19 protein-coding genes are annotated in these 19,430 nt (G+C 71.4%); 10 read left to right on the top strand and 9 right to left on the bottom strand.

Annotation, left to right across the window (positions count from 1 at the left end; translation table 11 throughout):
* Positions 1 to 127: 127 nt before the first annotated feature.
* The 3 genes from ABH941_RS05380 to ABH941_RS05370 all read right to left on the bottom strand — a co-directional run bounded on the left by ABH941_RS05380 (position 128) and on the right by ABH941_RS05370 (position 2,152).
* Positions 128 to 580 carry a nuclear transport factor 2 family protein gene (locus ABH941_RS05380; protein ID WP_370127419.1) on the bottom strand — a complete coding sequence of 151 codons (453 nt, stop codon included), beginning with the start codon at positions 578 to 580 and terminating at the stop codon, positions 128 to 130.
* Complete coding sequence (locus ABH941_RS05375; RefSeq protein WP_370127418.1) at positions 577 to 1,464, bottom strand: SDR family NAD(P)-dependent oxidoreductase; 888 nt, start codon at positions 1,462 to 1,464, stop codon at positions 577 to 579. The genes ABH941_RS05380 and ABH941_RS05375 overlap by 4 nt, the downstream gene beginning before the upstream one ends.
* 109 nt (positions 1,465 to 1,573) lie before the next feature.
* Entirely contained in the window at positions 1,574 to 2,152 is a 579-nt protein-coding gene (locus tag ABH941_RS05370; RefSeq protein WP_370127417.1) for a TetR/AcrR family transcriptional regulator, read from the bottom strand.
* Positions 2,153 to 2,265: 113 nt separating this feature from the next.
* Here ABH941_RS05370 and ABH941_RS05365 point away from each other — a divergent pair, with 113 nt between their 5' ends.
* The 5 genes from ABH941_RS05365 to ABH941_RS05345 are packed head-to-tail and all read left to right on the top strand — an operon-like array spanning position 2,266 to position 6,351.
* Positions 2,266 to 3,321, top strand: coding sequence for a zinc-binding dehydrogenase (locus tag ABH941_RS05365; protein WP_370127416.1), 1,056 nt, complete (start codon positions 2,266 to 2,268; stop codon positions 3,319 to 3,321).
* Positions 3,322 to 3,336: 15 nt separating this feature from the next.
* Entirely contained in the window at positions 3,337 to 3,855 is a 519-nt protein-coding gene (locus ABH941_RS05360; protein WP_370127415.1) for a nuclear transport factor 2 family protein, read from the top strand.
* Positions 3,852 to 4,682, top strand: a complete 831-nt coding sequence (locus tag ABH941_RS05355) for an NAD(P)-dependent oxidoreductase (RefSeq protein ID WP_370127414.1) — start codon at positions 3,852 to 3,854, stop codon at positions 4,680 to 4,682. The genes ABH941_RS05360 and ABH941_RS05355 overlap by 4 nt, the downstream gene beginning before the upstream one ends.
* Positions 4,679 to 5,488, top strand: coding sequence for an NAD(P)-dependent oxidoreductase (locus tag ABH941_RS05350; RefSeq protein WP_370127413.1), 810 nt, complete (start codon positions 4,679 to 4,681; stop codon positions 5,486 to 5,488). The genes ABH941_RS05355 and ABH941_RS05350 overlap by 4 nt, the downstream gene beginning before the upstream one ends.
* A gap of 14 nt (positions 5,489 to 5,502) precedes the next feature.
* On the top strand, positions 5,503 to 6,351 hold the full coding sequence (locus ABH941_RS05345; protein ID WP_370127412.1) for a sugar phosphate isomerase/epimerase family protein: 849 nt from the start codon (positions 5,503 to 5,505) through the stop codon (positions 6,349 to 6,351).
* On the opposite strand, the gene ABH941_RS05340 is transcribed toward ABH941_RS05345, so the two are convergent.
* On the bottom strand, positions 6,304 to 7,245 hold the full coding sequence (locus tag ABH941_RS05340; protein WP_370127411.1) for a formylglycine-generating enzyme family protein: 942 nt from the start codon (positions 7,243 to 7,245) through the stop codon (positions 6,304 to 6,306). The two genes, ABH941_RS05345 and ABH941_RS05340, sit on opposite strands and share 48 nt — an antisense overlap.
* 61 nt (positions 7,246 to 7,306) lie before the next feature.
* Between ABH941_RS05340 and ABH941_RS05335 the strand changes: the two genes are divergently transcribed.
* Complete coding sequence (locus tag ABH941_RS05335) at positions 7,307 to 9,142, top strand: sulfatase-like hydrolase/transferase (RefSeq protein WP_370127410.1); 1,836 nt, start codon at positions 7,307 to 7,309, stop codon at positions 9,140 to 9,142.
* Between the two features lie 346 nt (positions 9,143 to 9,488).
* Positions 9,489 to 10,982 carry an arabinofuranosidase catalytic domain-containing protein gene (locus tag ABH941_RS05330; protein ID WP_370127409.1) on the top strand — a complete coding sequence of 498 codons (1,494 nt, stop codon included), beginning with the start codon at positions 9,489 to 9,491 and terminating at the stop codon, positions 10,980 to 10,982.
* A 45-nt stretch (positions 10,983 to 11,027) separates the two neighbouring features.
* On the opposite strand, the gene ABH941_RS05325 is transcribed toward ABH941_RS05330, so the two are convergent.
* Positions 11,028 to 11,906 carry a LysR family transcriptional regulator gene (locus tag ABH941_RS05325; protein ID WP_370127408.1) on the bottom strand — a complete coding sequence of 293 codons (879 nt, stop codon included), beginning with the start codon at positions 11,904 to 11,906 and terminating at the stop codon, positions 11,028 to 11,030.
* A 144-nt stretch (positions 11,907 to 12,050) separates the two neighbouring features.
* Between ABH941_RS05325 and ABH941_RS05320 the strand changes: the two genes are divergently transcribed.
* Positions 12,051 to 12,911: an aldo/keto reductase gene (locus tag ABH941_RS05320; protein ID WP_370127407.1), complete on the top strand. Its 861-nt coding sequence runs from the start codon at positions 12,051 to 12,053 to the stop codon at positions 12,909 to 12,911.
* Between the two features lie 104 nt (positions 12,912 to 13,015).
* On the opposite strand, the gene ABH941_RS05315 is transcribed toward ABH941_RS05320, so the two are convergent.
* Positions 13,016 to 13,693, bottom strand: coding sequence for an enoyl-CoA hydratase-related protein (locus ABH941_RS05315; protein WP_370127406.1), 678 nt, complete (start codon positions 13,691 to 13,693; stop codon positions 13,016 to 13,018).
* Between the two features lie 125 nt (positions 13,694 to 13,818).
* Here ABH941_RS05315 and ABH941_RS05310 point away from each other — a divergent pair, with 125 nt between their 5' ends.
* Positions 13,819 to 14,685 carry an Fpg/Nei family DNA glycosylase gene (locus ABH941_RS05310; protein WP_370127405.1) on the top strand — a complete coding sequence of 289 codons (867 nt, stop codon included), beginning with the start codon at positions 13,819 to 13,821 and terminating at the stop codon, positions 14,683 to 14,685.
* An 11-nt stretch (positions 14,686 to 14,696) separates the two neighbouring features.
* Here the strand turns inward: ABH941_RS05310 and ABH941_RS05305 are convergent, their stop codons facing one another.
* A complete protein-coding gene (locus tag ABH941_RS05305) occupies positions 14,697 to 15,881 on the bottom strand; it encodes a methyltransferase (protein ID WP_370127404.1) in 1,185 nt (394 codons plus the stop codon).
* A 129-nt stretch (positions 15,882 to 16,010) separates the two neighbouring features.
* Positions 16,011 to 17,132 (bottom strand): hypothetical protein, encoded by a 1,122-nt coding sequence (locus ABH941_RS05300; RefSeq protein WP_370127403.1) that lies wholly within the window; start codon positions 17,130 to 17,132, stop codon positions 16,011 to 16,013.
* An 88-nt stretch (positions 17,133 to 17,220) separates the two neighbouring features.
* On the opposite strand from ABH941_RS05300, the gene ABH941_RS05295 reads away from it, so the two are divergent.
* A complete protein-coding gene (locus ABH941_RS05295) occupies positions 17,221 to 18,054 on the top strand; it encodes an MBL fold metallo-hydrolase (RefSeq protein ID WP_370127402.1) in 834 nt (277 codons plus the stop codon).
* Here the strand turns inward: ABH941_RS05295 and ABH941_RS05290 are convergent.
* Positions 18,034 to 19,269 carry a cytochrome P450 gene (locus ABH941_RS05290; protein ID WP_370127401.1) on the bottom strand — a complete coding sequence of 412 codons (1,236 nt, stop codon included), beginning with the start codon at positions 19,267 to 19,269 and terminating at the stop codon, positions 18,034 to 18,036. The two genes, ABH941_RS05295 and ABH941_RS05290, sit on opposite strands and share 21 nt — an antisense overlap.
* Positions 19,270 to 19,430: the final 161 nt, after the last annotated feature.

Genomic DNA, 19,430 nt, shown 5'->3' with positions numbered 1-19,430 from the left:
GTGGTCGCGACCGCGGATCGCGGCTGCAGATCGATCCTCATGGCGGCGGAGTTGTCCAGCGAGCCCCTTCCGTCACTGTGAGCAATCCCAGCTCGGTGACCGTGACGCGCTCCACTGACCCGGCCTGCTACTGACCCGGCCGGCCCAGGTTGCGCTCCGTCTGGCAGTGCACCCTGACGTAGCGGCGGCGGGCGATCCGCCAGCCTGTGTCGGTGAGCACCAGTTCGTCGTCGCAGTAGCCGACCGTTCGTACGGCCGTCTGGTCGTCCGCCGTCATCACGATGGCGTCGAGGTAGCAGCGGGCGGTCGCACCGTCGCCGCGCGGGGTGACGTCCTGATTGGTGACACGGTGCAGCGAGCGGCCGCCCCGCACGTGGGCCTGGTCCATCCATGCGGTGAAGGAGTCGGCGTCGCGCCAGACGCCGATGTCCCCGTAGTCGGCCTCGCAGTCGTCGGTGAAGCAACTGCGGAACAGTTCCCAGTCCCGCCGGTCGATGCCGGTGGCGTAGCGCACCAGCACCTCGGCCACATCCTGGCGCAGCTCCCGGTCGGTGGACGAGGTCGTGATCGGGTTCGTCATCGGGCCGCCTCCTGCCGGGGCCCCTCGGCCATGACCCCGCCGCTGCTGTGGCGGAGCATGGCCTTGACGGCGTCGCTGCGGGTCAGCGCGCCCAACTGGCGGGCGCTCTCCCGCAGCCGGCCGCCCGCGAACCAGGTCGGGCCGTTCGACAGGTTGGCGATCGCCTCCGCCACGACCTCCTCCGGAGTCATGGCGCCGGGGATCGGCGTCGCATCGTCCGGGCCGCCCAGGCTCCCGCGGCTGACCAGCAGCCGGCGCAGGGCCGGGGTGTCGGTGGCCCCCAGCACCAGTGCCAGCACGTCGACGCCCTTGCCGTGCAGCTCCGCCCACAGTGCCTCGGCCATCACCGTGTCGAAGGCCTTGGTGGCGCCGTAGGCCACCATGTTGGCGGAGCCGTAGAGCCCCGCGGCCGAGGAGACCAGCACGATGGCGCCCGTGCCGCGGTCCTGCATCGGCGCGGCGAAGTGGTGGCAGATCCGCATGGGCATCACGCAGTTCCGCTCCACCATGGCCAGCGCGGTCTCCACCGGATTGGCCAGGAACGGCTCGAAGTTCGGATCCGCGCCGGCGCAGTACATCACCGTCCCGATGTCCAGCCCGGCGGTGGCCGCCACGATCGTCTCCAGCGAGTCGTGGTGGGTGAGGTCCACGGCGACGGTCCGGGTGTCGACACCCGTGTCCGCGCGGATCGCCGCGGCAAGCTCGTCGAGAGCGGCCTGCCGCCGGGACAGGAGCACGACGTTGACGCCCCGCTCGGCCATCGCACGGGCATAGGCCGCGCCCACCCCCTCCGACGCCCCGGCCACCAGGGCCCACGGGCCGTAGCGGTCGGCGAAGGCGGCGTCGAGGCCGACCGCCCCGGGTGCGAGATCAGGACCCGCCATGCAAGCCTCCTTGAGCGGCAATGCCATTCTCGTGCATGAGATCAGCACTCTCCCACCGGGTCGCCGGGATGGCAAGGAAGCGGGCGCTGCGGTGCGCCGCCGGGCGCGGCTACGGCCGCAGCATCCTGAGGATCATCTCGACGGTGCGCTCCATCGGACGGCGCCGCGCCAGGGCGTTGAAGAGCAGGGTGCGGGTCAGGATCGCGCCGAGGAGCATGTCGAAGACGTCGTCCGGGTCCACCGCGGGGTCGATGCTTCCGGGCGGTGCGGCGCGCAGGATGTCCTGGAACTGCGGTCGCGCCGACACCCGAAGGTAGAGCTCCGGCGGGCGCGGACGCTTCGAGGTCTGCTGGTGGGCGAGGAGACCGGCCGCGGCCGCGCGCGCCGCGGGCGCGTTGAACGCCGCCAGGTAGGCGCGGACGAATCGGCGCAGATCGCGGCGGAGGTCACCGGTCGGTTCGACACTCACGGGGCTGAGCCCGGGGAACGTCGCCTCCTCGATCAGCTCGATCCGCGACGGCCAGCGACGGTAGATGGCGGAGGCGTGCACGCCGGAGTGGTCCGCGACGGCCTGGATCGTCGTCGCGTCGAAACCGCGTTGGACGAGCAGCTCGCGCGTCGAGGCGAGGGCCCGTTCATTGATGGTCGTGTCCCGTGGACGGCCCGGGAGGCGGCGCGGCTCTGCCATGGCGTCAATCGTAGTGACCTTCCAATTTTAGGAGAGAGTCTTCTATAACTCCGGTGGCGTCGCTACAGTCCGAGGACGGGGACGCATCCGGTGTCCGCCAGGAGGAGGAGCTCATGCGTGCTGCTGTGCTGCGGGGCGGGGCGGTCCGGGCGCGGACCATCGACGATCCCGTTCCCGGACCGGGTCAGCTCCTGGTCCGATCGCTGGCGTGCGGGATCTGCGCCTCGGACCTGCACTTCATGGACCATCCGGAGGCCGGCGCCGACGACGACAGCGGGATGTCGACCTACGACCAGGACGTCGACATCGTCATGGGCCACGAGTACTGCGCCGAAGTCGTCGACTACGGCCCCGGCACCGAGCGCAGGATCCCCGTGGGCACGCGGGTGAGTTCGCTGCCCGTGCTGGCCACCGCCGGCGGCCGCAGGATCATCGGCCAGAACCCCGATTCGCCCGGGGGCTTCGGCGAGTGCCTGCTGCTGACCGAGGCCATCACCCGGGTCGTGGTCTCGGACCTCCCGAGCGAGATCGTCTGCGTCGCCGACGCGATCTCGGTCGGCTGGTCGACCGCGTCGCGCGCCCAGGTGACGACGGGAGAGGTGCCGCTGGTCATCGGCTGCGGCGCGATCGGCCTCTCGGCGATCGCCACGCTCAGGCGCCTCGGGGTGGGCCCGATCGTAGCCGTCGACTTCGTGGCCTCGCGGCGTGCGACCGCGCTGGCGATGGGGGCCGACGTGGTCATCGATCCCGCCGAGACCACGCCCTACCAGGCGTGGCGCGAGGTGGCCCAGGGCTCGGCCGAGTCGATGAAGTCCATGCTGGCGATGGCCGGCCTGCCCGGTTGTGTCGTGTTCGAGTGCGTCGGCGTCCCGGGCGTCCTGGACTCGATCATCAAGGGCTGCGAGCGCGGCACCCGCATCTTCTCCGTCGGCGGTCCGCCGGAGGGCGACCACCTGCACACCCTGACCGCCAAGCGGAAGGGCCTCAACATCCAGTTCGGCGGCGGCCCGTCGATGACCCACTGGGACGAGGCGTTCGAGGCGGTCTGCTCGGGCAGTCTCGACGTCGGCCCGATGCTGGGCCGGACCGTGGGGCTCGACGAGGTGTCCGCCGCGCTCGACGCCGCACGCGACGCCAACGGGCCGACCCGCATCGTCGTCGTGCCCTGAGCGGAGGAGAGCCACATGAGCGAGATCGACGAACTTCGCACCACCGTCGCGGCGCTGGCGGCCAAGGTCCACGCCCTGGAGGACCAGGTCGAGATCATGCAACTCGTCGCCCAGTACGGTCCCGCCGTAGACAGCGGTTCGGGCGAGGCCACGGCGGCCCTCTGGACCGACGACGGCAGCTTCGACGCCGTCCCCCACCTGAAGATGCGGGGCCGGGACGACATCGTCGGCATGGTCCACGGCAACGGCCATCAGAGCCTGATCCACGACGGCTGCGGCCATGTGCTGACGGTGCCTCATATCGTGGTGGACGGCGACCGGGCGACCGGGCGCAGCTACGCGCTCAACATCCGCTGGGACGCCGGGGCCGACCGGTTCTGGGTGGCCCGGGTGTCCGCGAACACCTGGCGCTGGGTGCGCACCCCGCAGGGCTGGCGCATCGCAGAGCGGATCAACGCCAACCTCGACGGCACCGCCGAACACCGAACGATGCTGGCTCCACCCGCCAACCCACTGCCCCCGGAGGAGAAGTGAAGATCGGACTCGTCGGGGCCGGCCGGATGGGCCGACCGATACTCGACCGGCTGGCGGCCGGAGGCCACGACGTCACCGTCCTGGCACGCCGTCAGGAGACCCGGGCGGCAGCCGAGGCCGACGCGCTGACCTGGGCCGGAACGGTCGCGGAGACGGTGTGCGAAGCCGACGCGGTGATCGTCGTCGTCTTGACGGACGAGCAGGTGCGCTCGGTGTGCCTCGGCCCGGACGGCGCTCTGGCGGCCATGAAGCCGGGCGCGGTACTCGTCCAGCACACCACCTCCGCTCCCGCGACCGCGCAGTTGCTCGCCGAGGCGGGGACGGAGCGCGGGATCGGGGTGCTCGACGCCGCGCTCTCGGGCGGCCCGCACGACATCGCCGCAGGCAGGCTCACCCTGTGGGTGGGCGGCGACGAGGCCCTGCTGGAGCAGACCCGCCCGCTGCTGGAGGCATACGCCTCGCCGGTCATGCCGGTGGGACCGGCCGGCAGCGGCCAGCGGGTCAAGCTGGTGAACAACGCGCTGTTCGTGGCCCAGGTGGGTCTGGCGATCGACGCGGTGCGCCTCGCCGGCTCGCTGGGGATCGAGGAGAAGGCGATCCTGGCCGCCCTGCAGCACGGCAGCGGCGCCAGCCGCGCCCTGGACGTGGTGGCCCGCGGCGGCTCGGTGGAAGCGGTCGCCGACCGGCTGGCGGACCTGATGCTCAAGGACGTCACCGTGGTGCGCGAGGTCGCCCGCGGCGCGGGAGTGGACCTCGGGATCCTCGGGACGGTCCTGTCGTCGGACGCGGTCGAGGAGAAGGTACTCAAGCGGAAGGAATCACGGTGAAGGTCGGATTCATCGGGCTCGGCAGCATGGGCCTGCCGATGGTGCAGCGGATCCGGTCGGAGGGCCATGAGCTCACCCTCTACGCCCGCCGACCGGCCTCGCTGGCGCCGTTCGCGGGCACGGAGGTCACCATCGCGGCGACTCCGGCCGACCTGGGTGCGGCGGTCCAGGCAGTGGGGATCTGCGTCTTCGACGCGGCAGGCGTCGAAGAGGTCATGTTCGGACCGGACGGCCTGGTCAACACGCTGAGGCCGGGAACCGTCGTACTGGTGCACAGCACCGTCTCGCCCGAGCAGGTGCGGCAGATCGCCCGGCGGGCAGCCGAGTTCGGCCTCCGCGTCCTGGACGCGCCGGTGAGCGGCGGCAGCCCACGGGCGCTGGCCGGCGAACTGACGATCATGGTCGGCGGTGCGGCCGAGGCTCTTGCCGATGTCGCCGACCTGCTGTCGACGCTCTCCAACCAGGTCGTGCATCTCGGCGGGATCGGAGCGGGGTCGCACGCGAAGCTCATCAACAACACCCTGTTCGCCGCGCAGATCGCGCTGGCGGACGGGGCGATGAAGGCCGGCGAGTCACTGGGAGTCGACCCGGCCGGCCTCGCGGCCGTCCTGGGGACGGGCAGCTCGGCCTGCGTCGCCTCCGGAGTGCGGCTGCGGGCCGGCTCGATGGCCGCTCTTGCCGGGTCGACGGCCGGGGTGACGCTCACCAAGGACGTCGAACTGATGGCGGGCCTGCTCGACGACGCTCCCGGGAGCGAACTCGTCGACGTGGCGCGTCACTTCGTCACCGCGGTGCAGCGCGGTTGACCAGGCTGATGGACATGGACCGGTTGGGGATAGAGCACCAGACCGTCTTCGGGCTGCCGCCGGTGGAGTTCGTGAACCTGGCGGCCGACCTGGGCTGCGGACACATCGCCGTCGCGCTGACCGGGGGCCCGTACAACCCGCACGGCTACGAGGCGTACTCGCTGCGGGACGACGCCGCGCTCCGGCGTCGGACGGCGGCTGCGCTGCGGGACCGCGGGGTCTCGATCTCGCTCGGCGAGGGATTCAACGTGCGTCCCGGCAGCGACATCCGCAGCGCCGCCGCCGACCTGGACACCATGGCCGGGCTCGGCGTGACGCGGATCAACACCGTGAGTCTGGATCCGGACCTCGGCCGAAGCCTGGACGAGTTCGGACTGCTCGCCGAGATGGCCGGCGCGCGGGGGATGGAGACGACGGTCGAGTTCGCCCCGTCGTTGACCATCACGGATCTCGACGCCGCGCTGGCGGCGGTACGCCATGTCGCACGGCCGGACTTCCGCCTGCTCATCGACACCATGCACCTGGTCCGTGCCGGGAGCACCGCCGCGGACCTGGCGGCGATCGATCCCGCACTCATCGGCTACGTCCAGCTCAGCGACAACACCGTGCGGCAGCGGGGCTCGGTCTACCGGGAGGACTCGATCGACCGGATGGTGCCGGGCGAGGGCGAGCTCCCGCTGCGGGAGATCCTCAGCGTACTGCCCCCGGACGTCGTGATCGGCCTCGAAGTGCCCATGCTCTCCCGGGCCCAAGCCGGGGAGCCGACCGAGGAACGGGCCCGCCGCTGCGTCCGGGCTGCACGCGAGCTGCTGGCCCTAAGCGGAGGCGGCGGAGGCGGCGCAGCGGAAGCCGACGTGACCTGAGGTGGAGTCAGGGGTCGTGCCGGTGCGGCCGGCGACGCGGTAGCGGTTGCAGTAGGAGTCGTGGCAGAGGTAGGAGCCGCCGCGGATGGTGCGCGGGCCGGTGCGGGGATCGCCGTCGGCATCGAAGGGGTCCGTGCACCACTCCCAGACGTTGCCGACCGTGTTGTACAGGCCGTAGGCGTTGGGGGTGTAGGTGGTCACCGGGGCGGTGCCGATCCAGCCGTCCTCGCTGGTGTTGACCACGGGGAAGTCCCCGTGCCAGATGTTGCAGCGCAGTTCGCCGCCCGGCGCGAACTCGTCGCCCCACGGATACCGGGCCTGGTCGAGGCCGCCGCGGGCGGCGTACTCCCATTCGGCCTCGCTCGGCAGCCGGACCCCGGCCCACCGGGCGTAGGCGTTCGCGTCCGTCCAGCCGACGTGGACCACCGGGTGGTCCTGCCTATCGGCCACATCGCTGCCGGGGCCTTCCGGCGAGCGCCAGTCGGCGCCCTCGACCGCGCGCCACCAGGGAGTCTCGGCGGGGAAGGCGGTGGCGTGCACCTGGGCCGGGGTGAGGAATCCGGCGAAGACGAAGGACCAGCCGAAGCGCTCGGCCTCGGTGCGGTGGTCGGTGGCCGCGACGAAGTCGGCGAATGCGGCGTTCGTCACAGCGCAGACGTCGATCCTGAACGGGGCCACGGTCACCTCCCGGACCGGCCCCTCGCCGTCGCCCGGTCGGGCCGCCGCGTCCTCGTTGCCCATCAGGAAGGTCCCGCCGGGCAGCAGCACCATGCCGTCGCGGCGGACAGGAGCATCGGCACTCGCCGCAGAAGGCGGCTCCGTGGCGCCGGACACCGGACCGGGCTGCGGAACAGCCGAGCGGGGTACCGCGCAACAGGAACCAAGAAATGACATATAGCCTCCCTATCACCGGTCCGGTTCCTCCACCAACACAGCCCATGCGGAGCTACAGCACATGGCCTCACGCCGTCAGTTCCTCGCAGGCGCCGCTGCTGCCGTCGGTACGGCGGGCGGTGCGGCGGTTCTGGCCGAGCACTTCTCCGGCTCCGCCCACAGCGGGGACACAGACGCGGACGACCCGGTCCGCGCGACCGGCGTCGGCAGCAGCAAGCAGCCGTCGACGGCTGCCCGTACCGACCGTCCCAACATCATCCTGATCCTCCACGACGACCTCGGCTGGGGCGAGACCGGGCCGTACGGGCAGAAGACCATCGCCACCCCCTCGATCGACCGGGTCGCCGCGCAGGGGCTGCGCTTCACCCAGTACTACGGCGGCGGCTGCGTCTGCGCCCCGTCCCGGAGCGTCGCGTTGACCGGGCTGCACCTCGGCCATGCGACCGTCCGTCAGAACCCGGAGGCCGGCAGCGCCGGATCGTTCGTCAGCACCGACACCACCTTCGCCCAGGTGCTGTGGTCGCGGGGCTACCGCACCGGCCTGTTCGGCAAGTGGGGTTTCGGCCCGCTGCACGGGGATCAGCCGAGCCATCCCAACAACCGGGGGTTCGACGAGTTCTTCGGCTACATCTCGCACGAGGAGGCGCACCACTACTACCCGAACCACCTGTGGCACAACGCGGAGCGGATCGCCATGGACGGGCGGACCTACGCCCCGCCGCTGTTCGCCGAGCGCGCGATCCAGTTCGTCAAGGACAACGCCGGGCAGCCCTTCCTGGTCTACCTGGCCCCCAATCTGCCGCACGCCCCCAGCGACGTCCCCGACACGGGCGTCTACACCGACCCGCGCTGGACCGCCGCCGACCGGGGCCACGCGGCCCAGGTCGCCCTGCTGGACAAGCACATCGGCGAGATCGTGGACACCGTCGAACAGGCCGGGCTGTCCGACAACACCCTGATCATGATCACCGGCGACCACGGGCCGCACGAGGAGGGCGGCGTCAATCCGGACTTCTTCGACTCCAACGGCCCGCTGCGCGGCTACAAGCGGAACCTGTACGAGGGCGGCATCAGGGTGCCCATGATCGCCTGGGGTCCGGGGCGGGTGCCGGTCGGCACCACCGACCGCGCCGCCGGCCATGTCGACCTGGTCCCCACCTTCGCCGCGCTGGCCGGGACGGAGGGCCCCAAGGACGTCGACGGCGTCTCCTTCGCCGGGGTGCTCACCGGAACCTCCGACACCCTCCCGCACCGGGACCACTTCTACTGGTACCGCCGCGACCCGTTCAACACCAGGCGGGCCGACGCCGCCGAGCACGGGAGCGTGACCCGCGCGGCCGAGGCGATCCGCCGGGGCGACTGGAAGCTGGTCCGGATCGCCGCGGGTCACGACCGTCCCCATGGAAAGACCGGCTACCCGACCGTACAGCTGTTCGATCTGGCGACCGACCCCGGTGAGCGCAACGACCTCGCCGGCAAGCATCCCCAGCTGGTGTCCGAACTGACCGCCGCCCTCGACGCCGACTGGACGCCGTTCTACCCGCGCGTCGGCTACGGCCTCTCGGTCGCGGCCCCGAAGCGGCTCGCTCCGGGGCAGTCCGCCCTCGTCACGGTCGTCCTCAGCAACGGCACCAGCGGCGAGCTGCTGCAGGCCGGCCTCTCGCTCACCGGCCCGGCAGGCGTCACCCTGGTCCGGCAGGGCGACACAACGACGAGCACCATCGCCCCAGGAGGTTCGGCGTCGGCCTCCTGGATGCTGACGGTGGATCAGTCCGGGGCCGCCGCAGCGCTGTGGGCGCTCTCGGCCGAGGCGACCGCGGAACCCGCCGGAGGCTCCGTCGCGCTGCGCTACCGCGAACAGGCCGTGGTTCTGGCAGCGGGCACCGCCGCCGGCTGAACCATCACGGGCCGTCAGCTGCTGTGCTCTGTTTGGGTTCCAGCTGCGTTGACGTCCTACCTGGCGCGATGTCAGGGCAGATGTGAGCGCTCACATTTATTCTGCCGGAAACCTTGACGCAACCATGCCCCCGATCCATAGTGATGGCCATCGCGCTGACTGCCATGCGCACTACATCCCCCAGAGCCGCCGACCCATGCCCACGAGGCAAATTGTTAACGCTAACATTCCCGGTCGCCCACGGCGATCCGGTACGTCGGCGCGAGCCCACCCCTGCCCAACCCCCGCACCACCCCCACCCAGTACGGCCCACCGGAACGGAGAGTGGTCCACCTTGTACGCTCGGATGCGACTTCGGCGCCTGCGGAAGGCACTACTGTCAGCAGGCACCGCGACGGCGATCCTCCTCGCCATGCTCGTCGGCGCCATCGGCACGGCCGGGACGGCGCAGGCCGCCACGTCCCTCCCCTGTGACATCTACGCCGCCGCGGGAACGCCCTGCGTCGCCGCGCACAGCACCGTGCGCGCGCTCTTCGCCGCCTACAGCGGCTCGCTCTACCAGGTCAAGCGGGCCTCGGACGCCACCACCGACAACATCGGCACGCTGACCGCGGGCGGTTACGCCAACGCCGCGGCCCAGGACACCTTCTGCGCCAACACCACCTGCGTCATCACCGAGATCTACGACCAGACCTCCGAGCACAACAACCTCACCGTCGAGGGCGCCGGCGGCAACGGCGGGGCGGACGTCGGCGCCATCGCCAACGCGCTGCCGGTGACGGTCGGCGGCCACTCGGTCTACGGCGTCTTCGTCTCGGCCGGGGTCGGCTACCGCAACAACAGCACCACCGGCGTCCCCACCGGCAGCACCGCGCAGGGCGCCTACATGGTGACCAGCGGCACCCACGTGAACGCGCGCTGCTGCTTCGACTACGGCAATGCCGAGACCTCCAGCAACGACACCGGCAACGGCCACATGGACGCGATCAACTTCGGTACCGAGTGCTGGTTCTCGCCCTGCACGGGTTCCGGCCCCTGGGTCCAGGCGGACCTGGAGAACGGCCTGTTCGCCGGCGGCAACGGCTCCGACACCAGCAACGCGGGCAACTCCAGCGCCTTCGTCACCGCGCTGCTGAAGAACAACGGGACCACCACCTACGCCATCAAGGGCGGCAACTCCCAGTCCGGCTCCCTGACCACCTGGTACAACGGCGCCCTGCCCAACATCGGCGGCTACACGCCGATGAGCCAGGAAGGCGCCATCGTGCTGGGCACCGGCGGCGACGACAGCAACGGGTCCGACGGCTCCTTCTTCGAGGGCGTGATGACCTCCGGCTACCCGACCGACGCGGCCGACAACGCCGTCCAGGCCAACATCGTCTCGGTCGGCTACACCACCCCGAGCAGCAGCTTCCCGGTCGCCGGAACCGCCTACCGGCTCACGAACACCAACAGCGGCAAGGTCCTCGACGCGGTGAACTGCGGTACCGCCAACGGGACTTCGATCGACCAGTGGACGTCGCTGGGGAACACCTGCCAGCAGTGGAAGTTCACCAGCCTGGGCAGCAACCGCTACACCATCACCAACGTCAACAGCGGCACCGTCCTGGACTCGGTCAACTGCGGCTCCTCCAACGGCACTTCGCTCGACCTCTGGGCCTCGCTCAGCAACCTCTGCCAGGAGTGGAACGTCACGAAGGTCGGCAGCAACTACACCATCTCCAACGTCGGCAACGGCATGGTCATGGACGTGAAGAACTGCGGCACGGCCAACGGCGTCGTCGTCCGCCAGTGGGCCCAGCTCGACAACACCTGCCAGCAGTGGACCATCGCTCCTTGATCAACTCCCGGTAGCAGCCCATGGAATGGCGCCCGCTGAGCGGTCTCAGCGGGCGCCGCGGGCGTGCCGGATCTCGCGCAGCAACGCCGCCGCGGCCGGGCTGGTCGGATCGCCGGTGACGGTGACGGTCTGCCAGTGCGGCAGCGGTCCGGCCAGCGGGAGGAAGCGGACCTGATCGGTCTTGGCCGCGAAGGACTGCGGGACCAGGGCTACGCCCAGGCCGAACGCGACCAGGTCGAGCAGCGAGTGCACATCGGTCACCTCCAGGGCGACCCGGCGCTCGACCCCCGCCGCACCGAGGACCTGGTCGACCAGGTCCCGGGTGCCCCAGTCCTGGTGGAAGTCGACGAACTGCTCCTGCCCCAGCTCGGCCGGCTCGACGGCGGTGCGGGCGGCGAAGGGGTGCCTGGGGCCGCAGGCCAGCACCAGCGGCTCGTCGGCGAGCGGTTCCACCAGCACGCTGTCGGGGCTGCCGGCCGGGCGCGACACGAAGGCGATGTCCAGCCGTCCGGTGCGGACCTGCTCGGTCAGCTCATTGGATCCCCCCTGCCGCAGCCGGATCTCCAGCCCCGGGTAGGCGGCGGCGAACCTGGCGAGGACGGCCGGCAGGTGCACCGCGTGCAGGCACTGCAGCGAACCGATGGAGAGGCTGCCGCGCAGCAGGCCCTGCACCGCGGCGACCGCGTCCTTGGCGGCGTGGGTCGCCGACAGCGCACGCCTGGCCTCGACCAGCAGGGCCTGCCCGGCCGGCGTCACCTCGACCGAACGGGTGCTGCGGAGGAACAGCGCGGCGCCCAACTCGCGTTCCAGCGTGCGGATCGAGGCCGACAGCCCGGACTGGGCCACCTGCAGGCGCTTGGCCGCCCGGGTGAAGTGGCGCTCCTCGGCGACGGCCACGAAGTACTCGAGCTGCCGCAGTTCCATGATTCATCACCCGCAGTGCTCAAAGGGATCATCAACTTCTGTTGGACAGCTTAATGGCAGAGGCGCAGGCTGGTGCTGCACATGGGTGCACGTACAGCATGGGTGCACGACCAGACAGTACGAAAGATCGCAGGAGGATCCTCCATGCAGGCTCGCAGCATCGGTGACGTCCAGGTCGGCGCGATCGGCCTCGGCGGGATGCCGATGTCGATCGAGGGACGGCCCGACGAGGCGCGTTCGGTGGCGACGATCCAGGCCGCCCTCGACGCCGGCGTCACCCTGATCGACACCGCCGACGCCTACCACCTCACCGCGACCGACGTCGGCCACAACGAGACCCTGATCGCCCGCGCGGTGGCCGGCTACGGCGGCGACACCTCGGAGGTGCTGATCGCCACCAAGGGCGGCCACCTGCGCCCCGGCGACGGCTCCTGGACCCAGAACGGTTCGCCCGAGTATCTGAAGCGGGCCTGTGACGCCTCGCTGAAGCGGCTCGGCGTCGAGGCGATCGGCCTCTACCAGTTCCACCGCCCGGACCCGAGGGTCCCCTACGCGGACTCGGTGGGCGCGATCCGCGACCTGCTGGAAGCCGGGAAGATCCGGCAGGCGGGCATCTCGAACGCCAACCCCGAGCAGATCCGGCAGGCCAACGAGATCCTGGGCGGGCGCCTGGTCAGCGTGCAGAACCAGTTCTCGCCGGCGTTCCGCTCCAGCGAGCCGGAACTGGAACTGTGCGCGGAGCTGGGGATCGCCTTCCTGCCCTGGAGCCCGCTCGGCGGCATCACCAACGCGGGCCGGCTGGGTTCGCGGTTCGACGTGTTCGAGCAGGTCGCGCAGGTGCACGGGGTGAGCCCGCAGCAGGTCTGCCTGGCCTGGATGCTCGCCAAGGCGCCGGTGGTGATCCCGATCCCAGGCTCCTCGCGTCCCGAGACGATCCGCGACTCCGTCGCGGCGGCGGACCTGGAGCTGTCCACCGAGGAGTTCGACCGCCTCGACGCGGCCTGAGCGGCCGACCGTCCAACCGCAGCGACCGGACGGGCGGACCCGGCCGAGCCCCCGGTGCTCTCCTTGACGGCGAGCACCGGGGGTCCTGCTTTTCTGCTCTTGGCTCAGCCGAGCGCGAGCGGGATGTCCTTCTCCCGCAGCGCGTCCAGGACCGCGGCGTACATCCGAGCCTTGATCGTCCCCACGGTCGGGCCGGCCTTGGCCGCGTGGGCGCGGGCGATCTCGACCGCGGCCGTGCGGACGGAGCCCTCGTCCGCAGTGCGGTCGACCAGTCCGGCGGCCAGGGCGTCGTGACCGCCGTAGCGGCGGGCGGTGACCATGGCCTCGTGCGCCGTCTGCGGGGTCAGCCGGGACTGGATGAGCGCGGACATGCCCACGCTGAACGGGATGTTGATCTCGGCCTCGGGCAGGCACCAGAAGCCGCGGTCGGCGCGCATCACCCGGAAGTCGTGGGCCAGCGAGAACATGGCGCCCGCCGCGAAGGTGTGCCCCTGCAGCGCCGCCACGGTGACCAGGGGCAGCGACAGCACCCGCGCCAGCAGCTCCTGCACCCCGGCGACGTACTCGCCCGCCTGGTCGGCATGGGCGAAGAGCCAGTCCAGGTCCAGCCCGTTGGAGAAGAACTTCCCGGTCGCCGTGGTGACCAGCGCCTTCGGGCCCTCGGCCTGCTCCACCTGGTCCAGCAGGGAGTCGACCGACGCGAGCCAGTCGGGGTGGAAGCGGTTCTCGGTGTCTCCGATGTCGAGGACGAAGACGTCGTCCTGGCGGTCGAGCGTGGGCATGGCTGTTCCTTCTCTCGATCTGGCAGCCGCACCGGCTGCTACCGGCCAGTAACAATGTTCGTCGGCATCGTACCCGGCCGTGTCGAGGTACGTGCCAGGTGCGGGTCAGGGCGCAGACTTGCCGTATGCCCGAACTTCCGGAGGTCGAGTCCCTCAGCCGTTTCCTGGCCGAGCACCTGGTCGGCCGTACCGTCGAGCGGGTGTACCCGCTGGCCGTGCAGGCGCTGAAGACGTACGACCCGCCGTTCACCGCGCTGGAGGGCGGGAGCTTCGCCGGTGCGACCCGGCACGGGAAGTTCCTCGACCTGGACGCCGGTGGGCTGCATCTGGTGATCCATCTGGCCAGGGCGGGCTGGGTGCGCTGGAAGGAGGGCCTGCCCGATGCGCCGCCCAGGCCCGGCAAGGGGCCGCTGGCGCTGCGGGTCCGGCTGGCCGGAGCGGACGCGGCGGGCTTCGACGTGACCGAGGCCGGCACCCGGAAGCGGCTCGCGGTCTACCTGGTCAGGGACCCGCAGGAGGTGCCGGGGATCCAACGGCTCGGACCGGACCCGCTCTCCCCCGACTTCACCGCGGCCGCCTTCACCCGGCTGATGAAGGACGAGCACCGCCAGGTCAAGGGGGTCCTCCGCGATCAGGGCGTGATCGCCGGCATCGGCAACGCCTACGCGGACGAGATCCTGCACGCGGCCCGGATGTCCCCGTTCAAGCCGGCCGCGAACCTCTCCGCGGAGGAGTCGGCGCTGCTCCACGACACCGTCGTGACCACTCTCGCCGAGGCCGTCGAACGGGCCCGCGGGCTCGCCCTGCAGGACCTCAAGGCCGAGAAGAAGAGCGGCCTGCGGGTCCACGGGCGTACCGGCGAGGCCTGTCCGGTCTGCGGGGACACCGTCCGCGAGGTCTCCTTCAGCGACTGGTCCACGCAGTACTGCCCGACCTGCCAGACCGGCGGCCGGATCCTCGCCGACCGCCGGATGTCCCGGCTGCTGAAGTAGCTTCTCTGCCGCTAACGCTTGGTGGCGCTGAGGACCACGAACTTGGGGCTGCTCGCCACCGTGGTGCAGTTGCCGAACATCCGGCGCAGGGTGGCGTGGTAGCCGAGGTGGCGGTTGCCCACGACGCGGAGCTCGCCGCCGGGGCGCAGCGCGGCGCGGGCTCCGGCGAACATGCGGCGGGCGATGGCGTCCGTGGTGGCCTGGTGGGAGTGGAACGGCGGGTTGTTGAGCACCAGGTCGACCGAGCCGGCAGGTACGTCGGAGAGACCGTCGCCGAGGAGGAACTCGGCTTTCGGCGCCGGGTCGGTGGTCGCGGCGAAGGCGGCGAAGGTGGCCCGGGCGGAGGCGATCGCCTGGTGGGACTCGTCGACGAAGGTGACCTCCGCCTCCGCCGCCAGCGCCGCGACCGCCGTACCGACCACGCCGTTGCCGCAGCCCAGGTCCACGACCCTGGTCGGCCCCGGGAGCGACGGGAGGTGCTGCAGCAGCAGCCGGGTGCCGACGTCGAGGCGTTCGGCCGAGAAGACACCGGCGTGGTTGGTGACGGTCAGTCCGGCGGCGCCGGTCGCGATGTCCGAGGGCAGCTCGTAGCTGTGCGGCCAGGGGCTGGGGGTGGGCTTCAGCGCCGGGTCCGGGGTGCAGTGGATCAGCCGGGCCTTGCGGACCGCCAGGGAGGTGCGGGTCGGGCCGATGATCCGCTCGAAGAGCTTGAGGGTGGAGGTGTGGATCTCGGTGGTCATCCCGGTGCCGATGACGACGGTGTCCGGGTGGACGGCGGGCGCGAGCCGGTGCAGCTGGTCCTCCAGCAGCGCGAGGCTCTTCGGCACCCGCACCAGCAGCACGTCGATCCGGGCCGACGGCTCGTCCTGGGAGGACAGCTGCCGGACGGCATCCCGGTCGATGCCGTTGCGGGTCAGGTTGGCCCGGGTGGCCTGCTGGGCCAGGTAGGAGTCGCTGATCTGCACGGGCCGGTGCCCGGCCAACGCGGTGGCCAGTGCCCCCCACCGGTCCCCGAGCACCACGACCTCACCGGCGAGATCGACCGGCGGAGCCGTCGTCCCGTCCAGGGCGGCGCTGCCGTCGAGCTGCCGCAGCAGGTACTCGTCGGAGGCGTCCCACGCCCGAAGCGTGTCACGCGGGTCAGCCGGAAAGCGGGCGAGGTCGTACGAGCCTTGAGCGGCGATCAGTCGATTCATCGTGCCCCCAACCTATCCGCTGCACGCCCGCCCCGGAGCCAGCAGCAGGTCAGCACCGATTTCGGCCACGCAGGACGGGCCGGTGCGGAGAGAACTCCGCGCCGGCCCGTCGTGCGCATGGGGGGGTGGTCAGCCGTTGCCGGCGAGGGTGTGGAGCTGGGCTGTCTCGGATTCGTCGGCCCCGAGGGCTTCGGCAGTGGGATAGAGGTCGGGGATGTCCTTCTGGCGGCCCCACTGGCGGAGGAACTCCGCGTAGGCGAGCAGGGCCTGGAGGTCGCCGGCTTCGATGCCGCTGCGGTAGCAGTCCTCGGCCGTGCGGCGGTCCTTGCGGTCCTCGTAGATGAGGGCCAGGTTCAGCCAGGCGTTGGACTCGCCCTCGGCGGCCGCTGCCTCGTACTGCTTGACCGCCTCGTCCATCCGGTCCTGCTCGGCCAGGAAGATGGCGTAGTCGAAGTGCGCCCCGTACTCGTCCTGCTGAAGCGCCGTCAGGAACTCGCCCTCGGCGGACGCCTTCTCGTCGGCGGTGCCGTGCTCGGCGCAGAAGTTCGCCCAGGCCAGCTGGGCGCCCTCGATGTCCTCGTCCAGCGCCGCCGTGAGGTGGGCCCGGGCCTCGTCGAAGCGGCCCAGCTGCTGCTCGGCCTCGGCCATCGGCACCAGCACCGAGCGCACCCCGGCGTCCAGCCCGCGGCCCAGCCACTCCAGCGCCTGGTCCACCCGCTCGGCCTCCAGGTGCATCCGGCCCAGGTTCCCCAGCGCCATCGGGTCGCCGCGCTCCACCGCCAGCGTCAGCACCTCCTCGGCCTCGACCAGCCGGTCCTGGTCGTCGCTCAGGAACACGCCGAAGTCGTTGAGCGCCCCGGGCTCCTCCGCGCTGATGGCCTTGCGGTACCACTCCTCGGCGCGGTCGCGCTCACCCAGCTCGTCCGCGAGCACCGCGGCGGTCCACAGGGTGACCTCGCGACCGGCCGCATGGGCCCGCGCCAGCGCCTCCAGCGCCTCCTCCGGCTCCTCGACCTCGATGAGCAGCGCCGCGAGCGCCTCGTAGGCCCCGGACACCCCGCTCTCCGCGGTGCTCCGCAGCACCTCCAGCGAGGCCTCCACATCGCCCCACTCCTCGACCAGGTCGAGCAGCTTGTCGGCGGTCTCGTCGTGCCGGCTCTCCCACGCCCTCGCGTACAACTCCAGTGCGGCGGCGTGGCGGCCCTGGGCCGCTTCCTGGTCCGCGCGCTGCACGAGAACCTCTTCGGGCATGGTGGCTTCCTTCCTCGGATCGGACGTGACCAGTATCGCCGCCCCGGCCCCTCGTACGCTCATCAGCCCGACCTGTCATGATCAAGGGATGTCGACCTCACTCTGGCACGAAGTCGCCGACCGGGTGTTCCAGCGCCGCTACCAGCCCTGGGATGTCACCGTCAGCGCGATCCTCGGCAGCGACGGGCTCGCCGTCGTCGACACCCGCTGCAACCTCGCCGAGGCCGGCGAGCTCCGCGAGCACCTGCGCAGGCTCTCCCCCGCCCCGGTCCGCTGGGTCGTGAACACCCACGTCCACTTCGACCATGTCGGCGGGAACGCCGAGTTCGTCGCGCCCCGGCAGATCCCGCCCGCCGAGCTGTGGGGCCACCGGGCCATGGCCGCGGCGCTGAGCGCCGAACAGGACGACCCCGAGGGCGAGGGCGATCCGGCCGTCCCGGTCTCCACCGTCGTCCCGGACCGCCTGGTGGACCGTGCCCACGTCCTCGACCTGGGCGACCGCCTCGTCCGGCTGGTCCACCCCGGACGCGGCCACACCGACGGCGACCTGCTCATCCACATCCCGGACGCGGACGCCCTCCTCGCCGGGGACCTGGTCGAGGAGTCGGGGCCGCCCGCCCTGGGCTCGGACAGCTTCCCGCTCGACTGGCCGGACACCCTGGACGCGCTGCTCGCCGCCATCGGCCCGGCCACCGTCGTCGTCCCCGGCCACGGCGCCCCGGTCGGCGCGGCGTTCGTCCGCGAGCAGCGCGATGCCCTCGCGGCTCTCGCCGCGCGCATCACGGCCCTGCACGCGGCCGGGGTCTCCGCCGAGGATGCGCTGGATACGAGCGGATGGCCTTACCCCGCAAGCAAGTTGGCGCAAGCCGTCACCCGCGGTTACGCCGCCCTCGACACGGGTTCAGCCCAACTCGACCGGTAGGCTCGCGTACCCCCGCAGCAGCAGCCGGTCCTGCCGCACCGGCTCCGCGCCCTTCGCGGGGGCGATCGCCGGGAAGCGTCGCAGCAGGGCGGTGAAGGCGATCCTCGCCTCCAGCCGGGCCAGCATCGCGCCCAGGCAGTAGTGCATGCCGGCGCCGAAGCTCAGCGGCTGGTTGTCGGCCCGCCAGGGGTCGAAGTGGTCGGGGTCGTGGAAGCGGGCCGGATCGCGGTTGGCGGCGCCGAGCAGCAGCACCACCTCGCCGTACTGCTCCAGCGGCACGCCGTCGATCTCCAGGCCGCGGAACAGCGCCGTCCTGGAGGTGAGTTGGACCGGCGAGTCGTAGCGCAGCACCTCCTCGACGAAGTCGGCGACCGGCAGGGCCTGCTGGACCAGGGCCGCGCGTACCGCGGGGTGCCCGAAGAGCAGGGCCAGGCCGTTGCCGAGCAGATTGGTGGTGGTCTCGAAGCCGGCGAGCAGCAGCAGCGCGAGATTCCCGAGCAGCTCGGCGGCGTCGAGCCGGGCGTCCTCGGCGTCGACCAGCTGGACCAGGGCGGTGATCAGGTCGTCGCGCGGTTCGGCGCGGCGCAGGTCGGCGAGGGCCGCGAAGGTGGTGCTGAGCTCGCGGGCAGCCGCGTCCGCCGCGGTCAGGTCGGTCTGGTCGCCCATGAACTCCAGGACCAGGGTGAGGTCGTGGATCAGCGACCGGAACGGCCCCCGGTCCTGCTCCGGGACGCCGAGCAGCTCGCAGATCACGCTGACCGGCAGCTGGTAGGCGAACTCCTCCATGAAATCGACGCCGGTGCCGTCCCCGGCGTCCAACTCCGGTAGCCGGTCGAGCAACCGCTCGACCACGCCGACGACGGCGGGTTCCAGCGCGGCCACCCGCCGGGGCGTGAACACCGAGGCAATGGGTGCGCGCATCCGGGTGTGCTGCGGCGGATTGCTCTGCAGGATCGAACGGCCCAGCAGGGCCAGCGAGTCGCGCCTCGGCTCGTCGCCGAAGCGCGTCTGGCGCAGCTCGTCGCTGTCCACTCCGAAGGCCGGATTGCGCAGCACCCGGTTGACCGAGTCGTAGCCGCAGGCCAGCACCCAGCCCTCGCCCAGGCTGGCCACCGGGCCCAGCTCGTGCGCGAGCGCGTACAGCGGATAGGGGTCCACGCGTCCGTCCGCGCGGGCGAGTTGATCGATGATCCCTGCCGCGTCCATCGCGTCCATTCCAGGCCCCTCCCCAGTCGTGCACGATCCTGCCCTTGGACGGAGGAACTCCGGGCGAAGCGGAGGCGTTCCCGCCTTTTCGCAGACATGACATTTTCAACTCGTTCCGCTCCGGCGCTCTATCTGTTGAACCGTCACATACTGGACGGTGTCAGCTTCTT

The organism is Streptacidiphilus sp. EB103A (assembly GCF_041261405.1).
Classification (GTDB): domain Bacteria; phylum Actinomycetota; class Actinomycetes; order Streptomycetales; family Streptomycetaceae; genus Streptacidiphilus.
This window is presented reverse-complemented; position numbering and strand designations above follow the sequence as displayed.

Excerpts from the sequence above, each read along its gene's own strand:
- ABH941_RS05380 (WP_370127419.1), bottom strand. The coding sequence starts at position 580 with ATGACGAACCCGATCACGACCTCGTCCACCGACCGGGAGCTGCGCCAG.
- ABH941_RS05375 (WP_370127418.1), bottom strand. The coding sequence starts at position 1,464 with ATGGCGGGTCCTGATCTCGCACCCGGGGCGGTCGGCCTCGACGCCGCC.
- ABH941_RS05370 (WP_370127417.1), bottom strand. The coding sequence starts at position 2,152 with ATGGCAGAGCCGCGCCGCCTCCCGGGCCGTCCACGGGACACGACCATC.
- ABH941_RS05365 (WP_370127416.1), top strand. The coding sequence starts at position 2,266 with ATGCGTGCTGCTGTGCTGCGGGGCGGGGCGGTCCGGGCGCGGACCATC.
- ABH941_RS05360 (WP_370127415.1), top strand. The coding sequence starts at position 3,337 with ATGAGCGAGATCGACGAACTTCGCACCACCGTCGCGGCGCTGGCGGCC.
- ABH941_RS05345 (WP_370127412.1), top strand. The coding sequence starts at position 5,503 with ATGGACCGGTTGGGGATAGAGCACCAGACCGTCTTCGGGCTGCCGCCG.
- ABH941_RS05340 (WP_370127411.1), bottom strand. The coding sequence starts at position 7,245 with ATGTCATTTCTTGGTTCCTGTTGCGCGGTACCCCGCTCGGCTGTTCCG.
- ABH941_RS05335 (WP_370127410.1), top strand. The coding sequence starts at position 7,307 with ATGGCCTCACGCCGTCAGTTCCTCGCAGGCGCCGCTGCTGCCGTCGGT.
- ABH941_RS05330 (WP_370127409.1), top strand. The coding sequence starts at position 9,489 with ATGCGACTTCGGCGCCTGCGGAAGGCACTACTGTCAGCAGGCACCGCG.
- ABH941_RS05325 (WP_370127408.1), bottom strand. The coding sequence starts at position 11,906 with ATGGAACTGCGGCAGCTCGAGTACTTCGTGGCCGTCGCCGAGGAGCGC.
- ABH941_RS05320 (WP_370127407.1), top strand. The coding sequence starts at position 12,051 with ATGCAGGCTCGCAGCATCGGTGACGTCCAGGTCGGCGCGATCGGCCTC.
- ABH941_RS05315 (WP_370127406.1), bottom strand. The coding sequence starts at position 13,693 with ATGCCCACGCTCGACCGCCAGGACGACGTCTTCGTCCTCGACATCGGA.
- ABH941_RS05310 (WP_370127405.1), top strand. The coding sequence starts at position 13,819 with ATGCCCGAACTTCCGGAGGTCGAGTCCCTCAGCCGTTTCCTGGCCGAG.
- ABH941_RS05305 (WP_370127404.1), bottom strand. The coding sequence starts at position 15,881 with ATGAATCGACTGATCGCCGCTCAAGGCTCGTACGACCTCGCCCGCTTT.
- ABH941_RS05300 (WP_370127403.1), bottom strand. The coding sequence starts at position 17,132 with ATGCCCGAAGAGGTTCTCGTGCAGCGCGCGGACCAGGAAGCGGCCCAG.
- ABH941_RS05295 (WP_370127402.1), top strand. The coding sequence starts at position 17,221 with ATGTCGACCTCACTCTGGCACGAAGTCGCCGACCGGGTGTTCCAGCGC.
- ABH941_RS05290 (WP_370127401.1), bottom strand. The coding sequence starts at position 19,269 with ATGGACGCGATGGACGCGGCAGGGATCATCGATCAACTCGCCCGCGCG.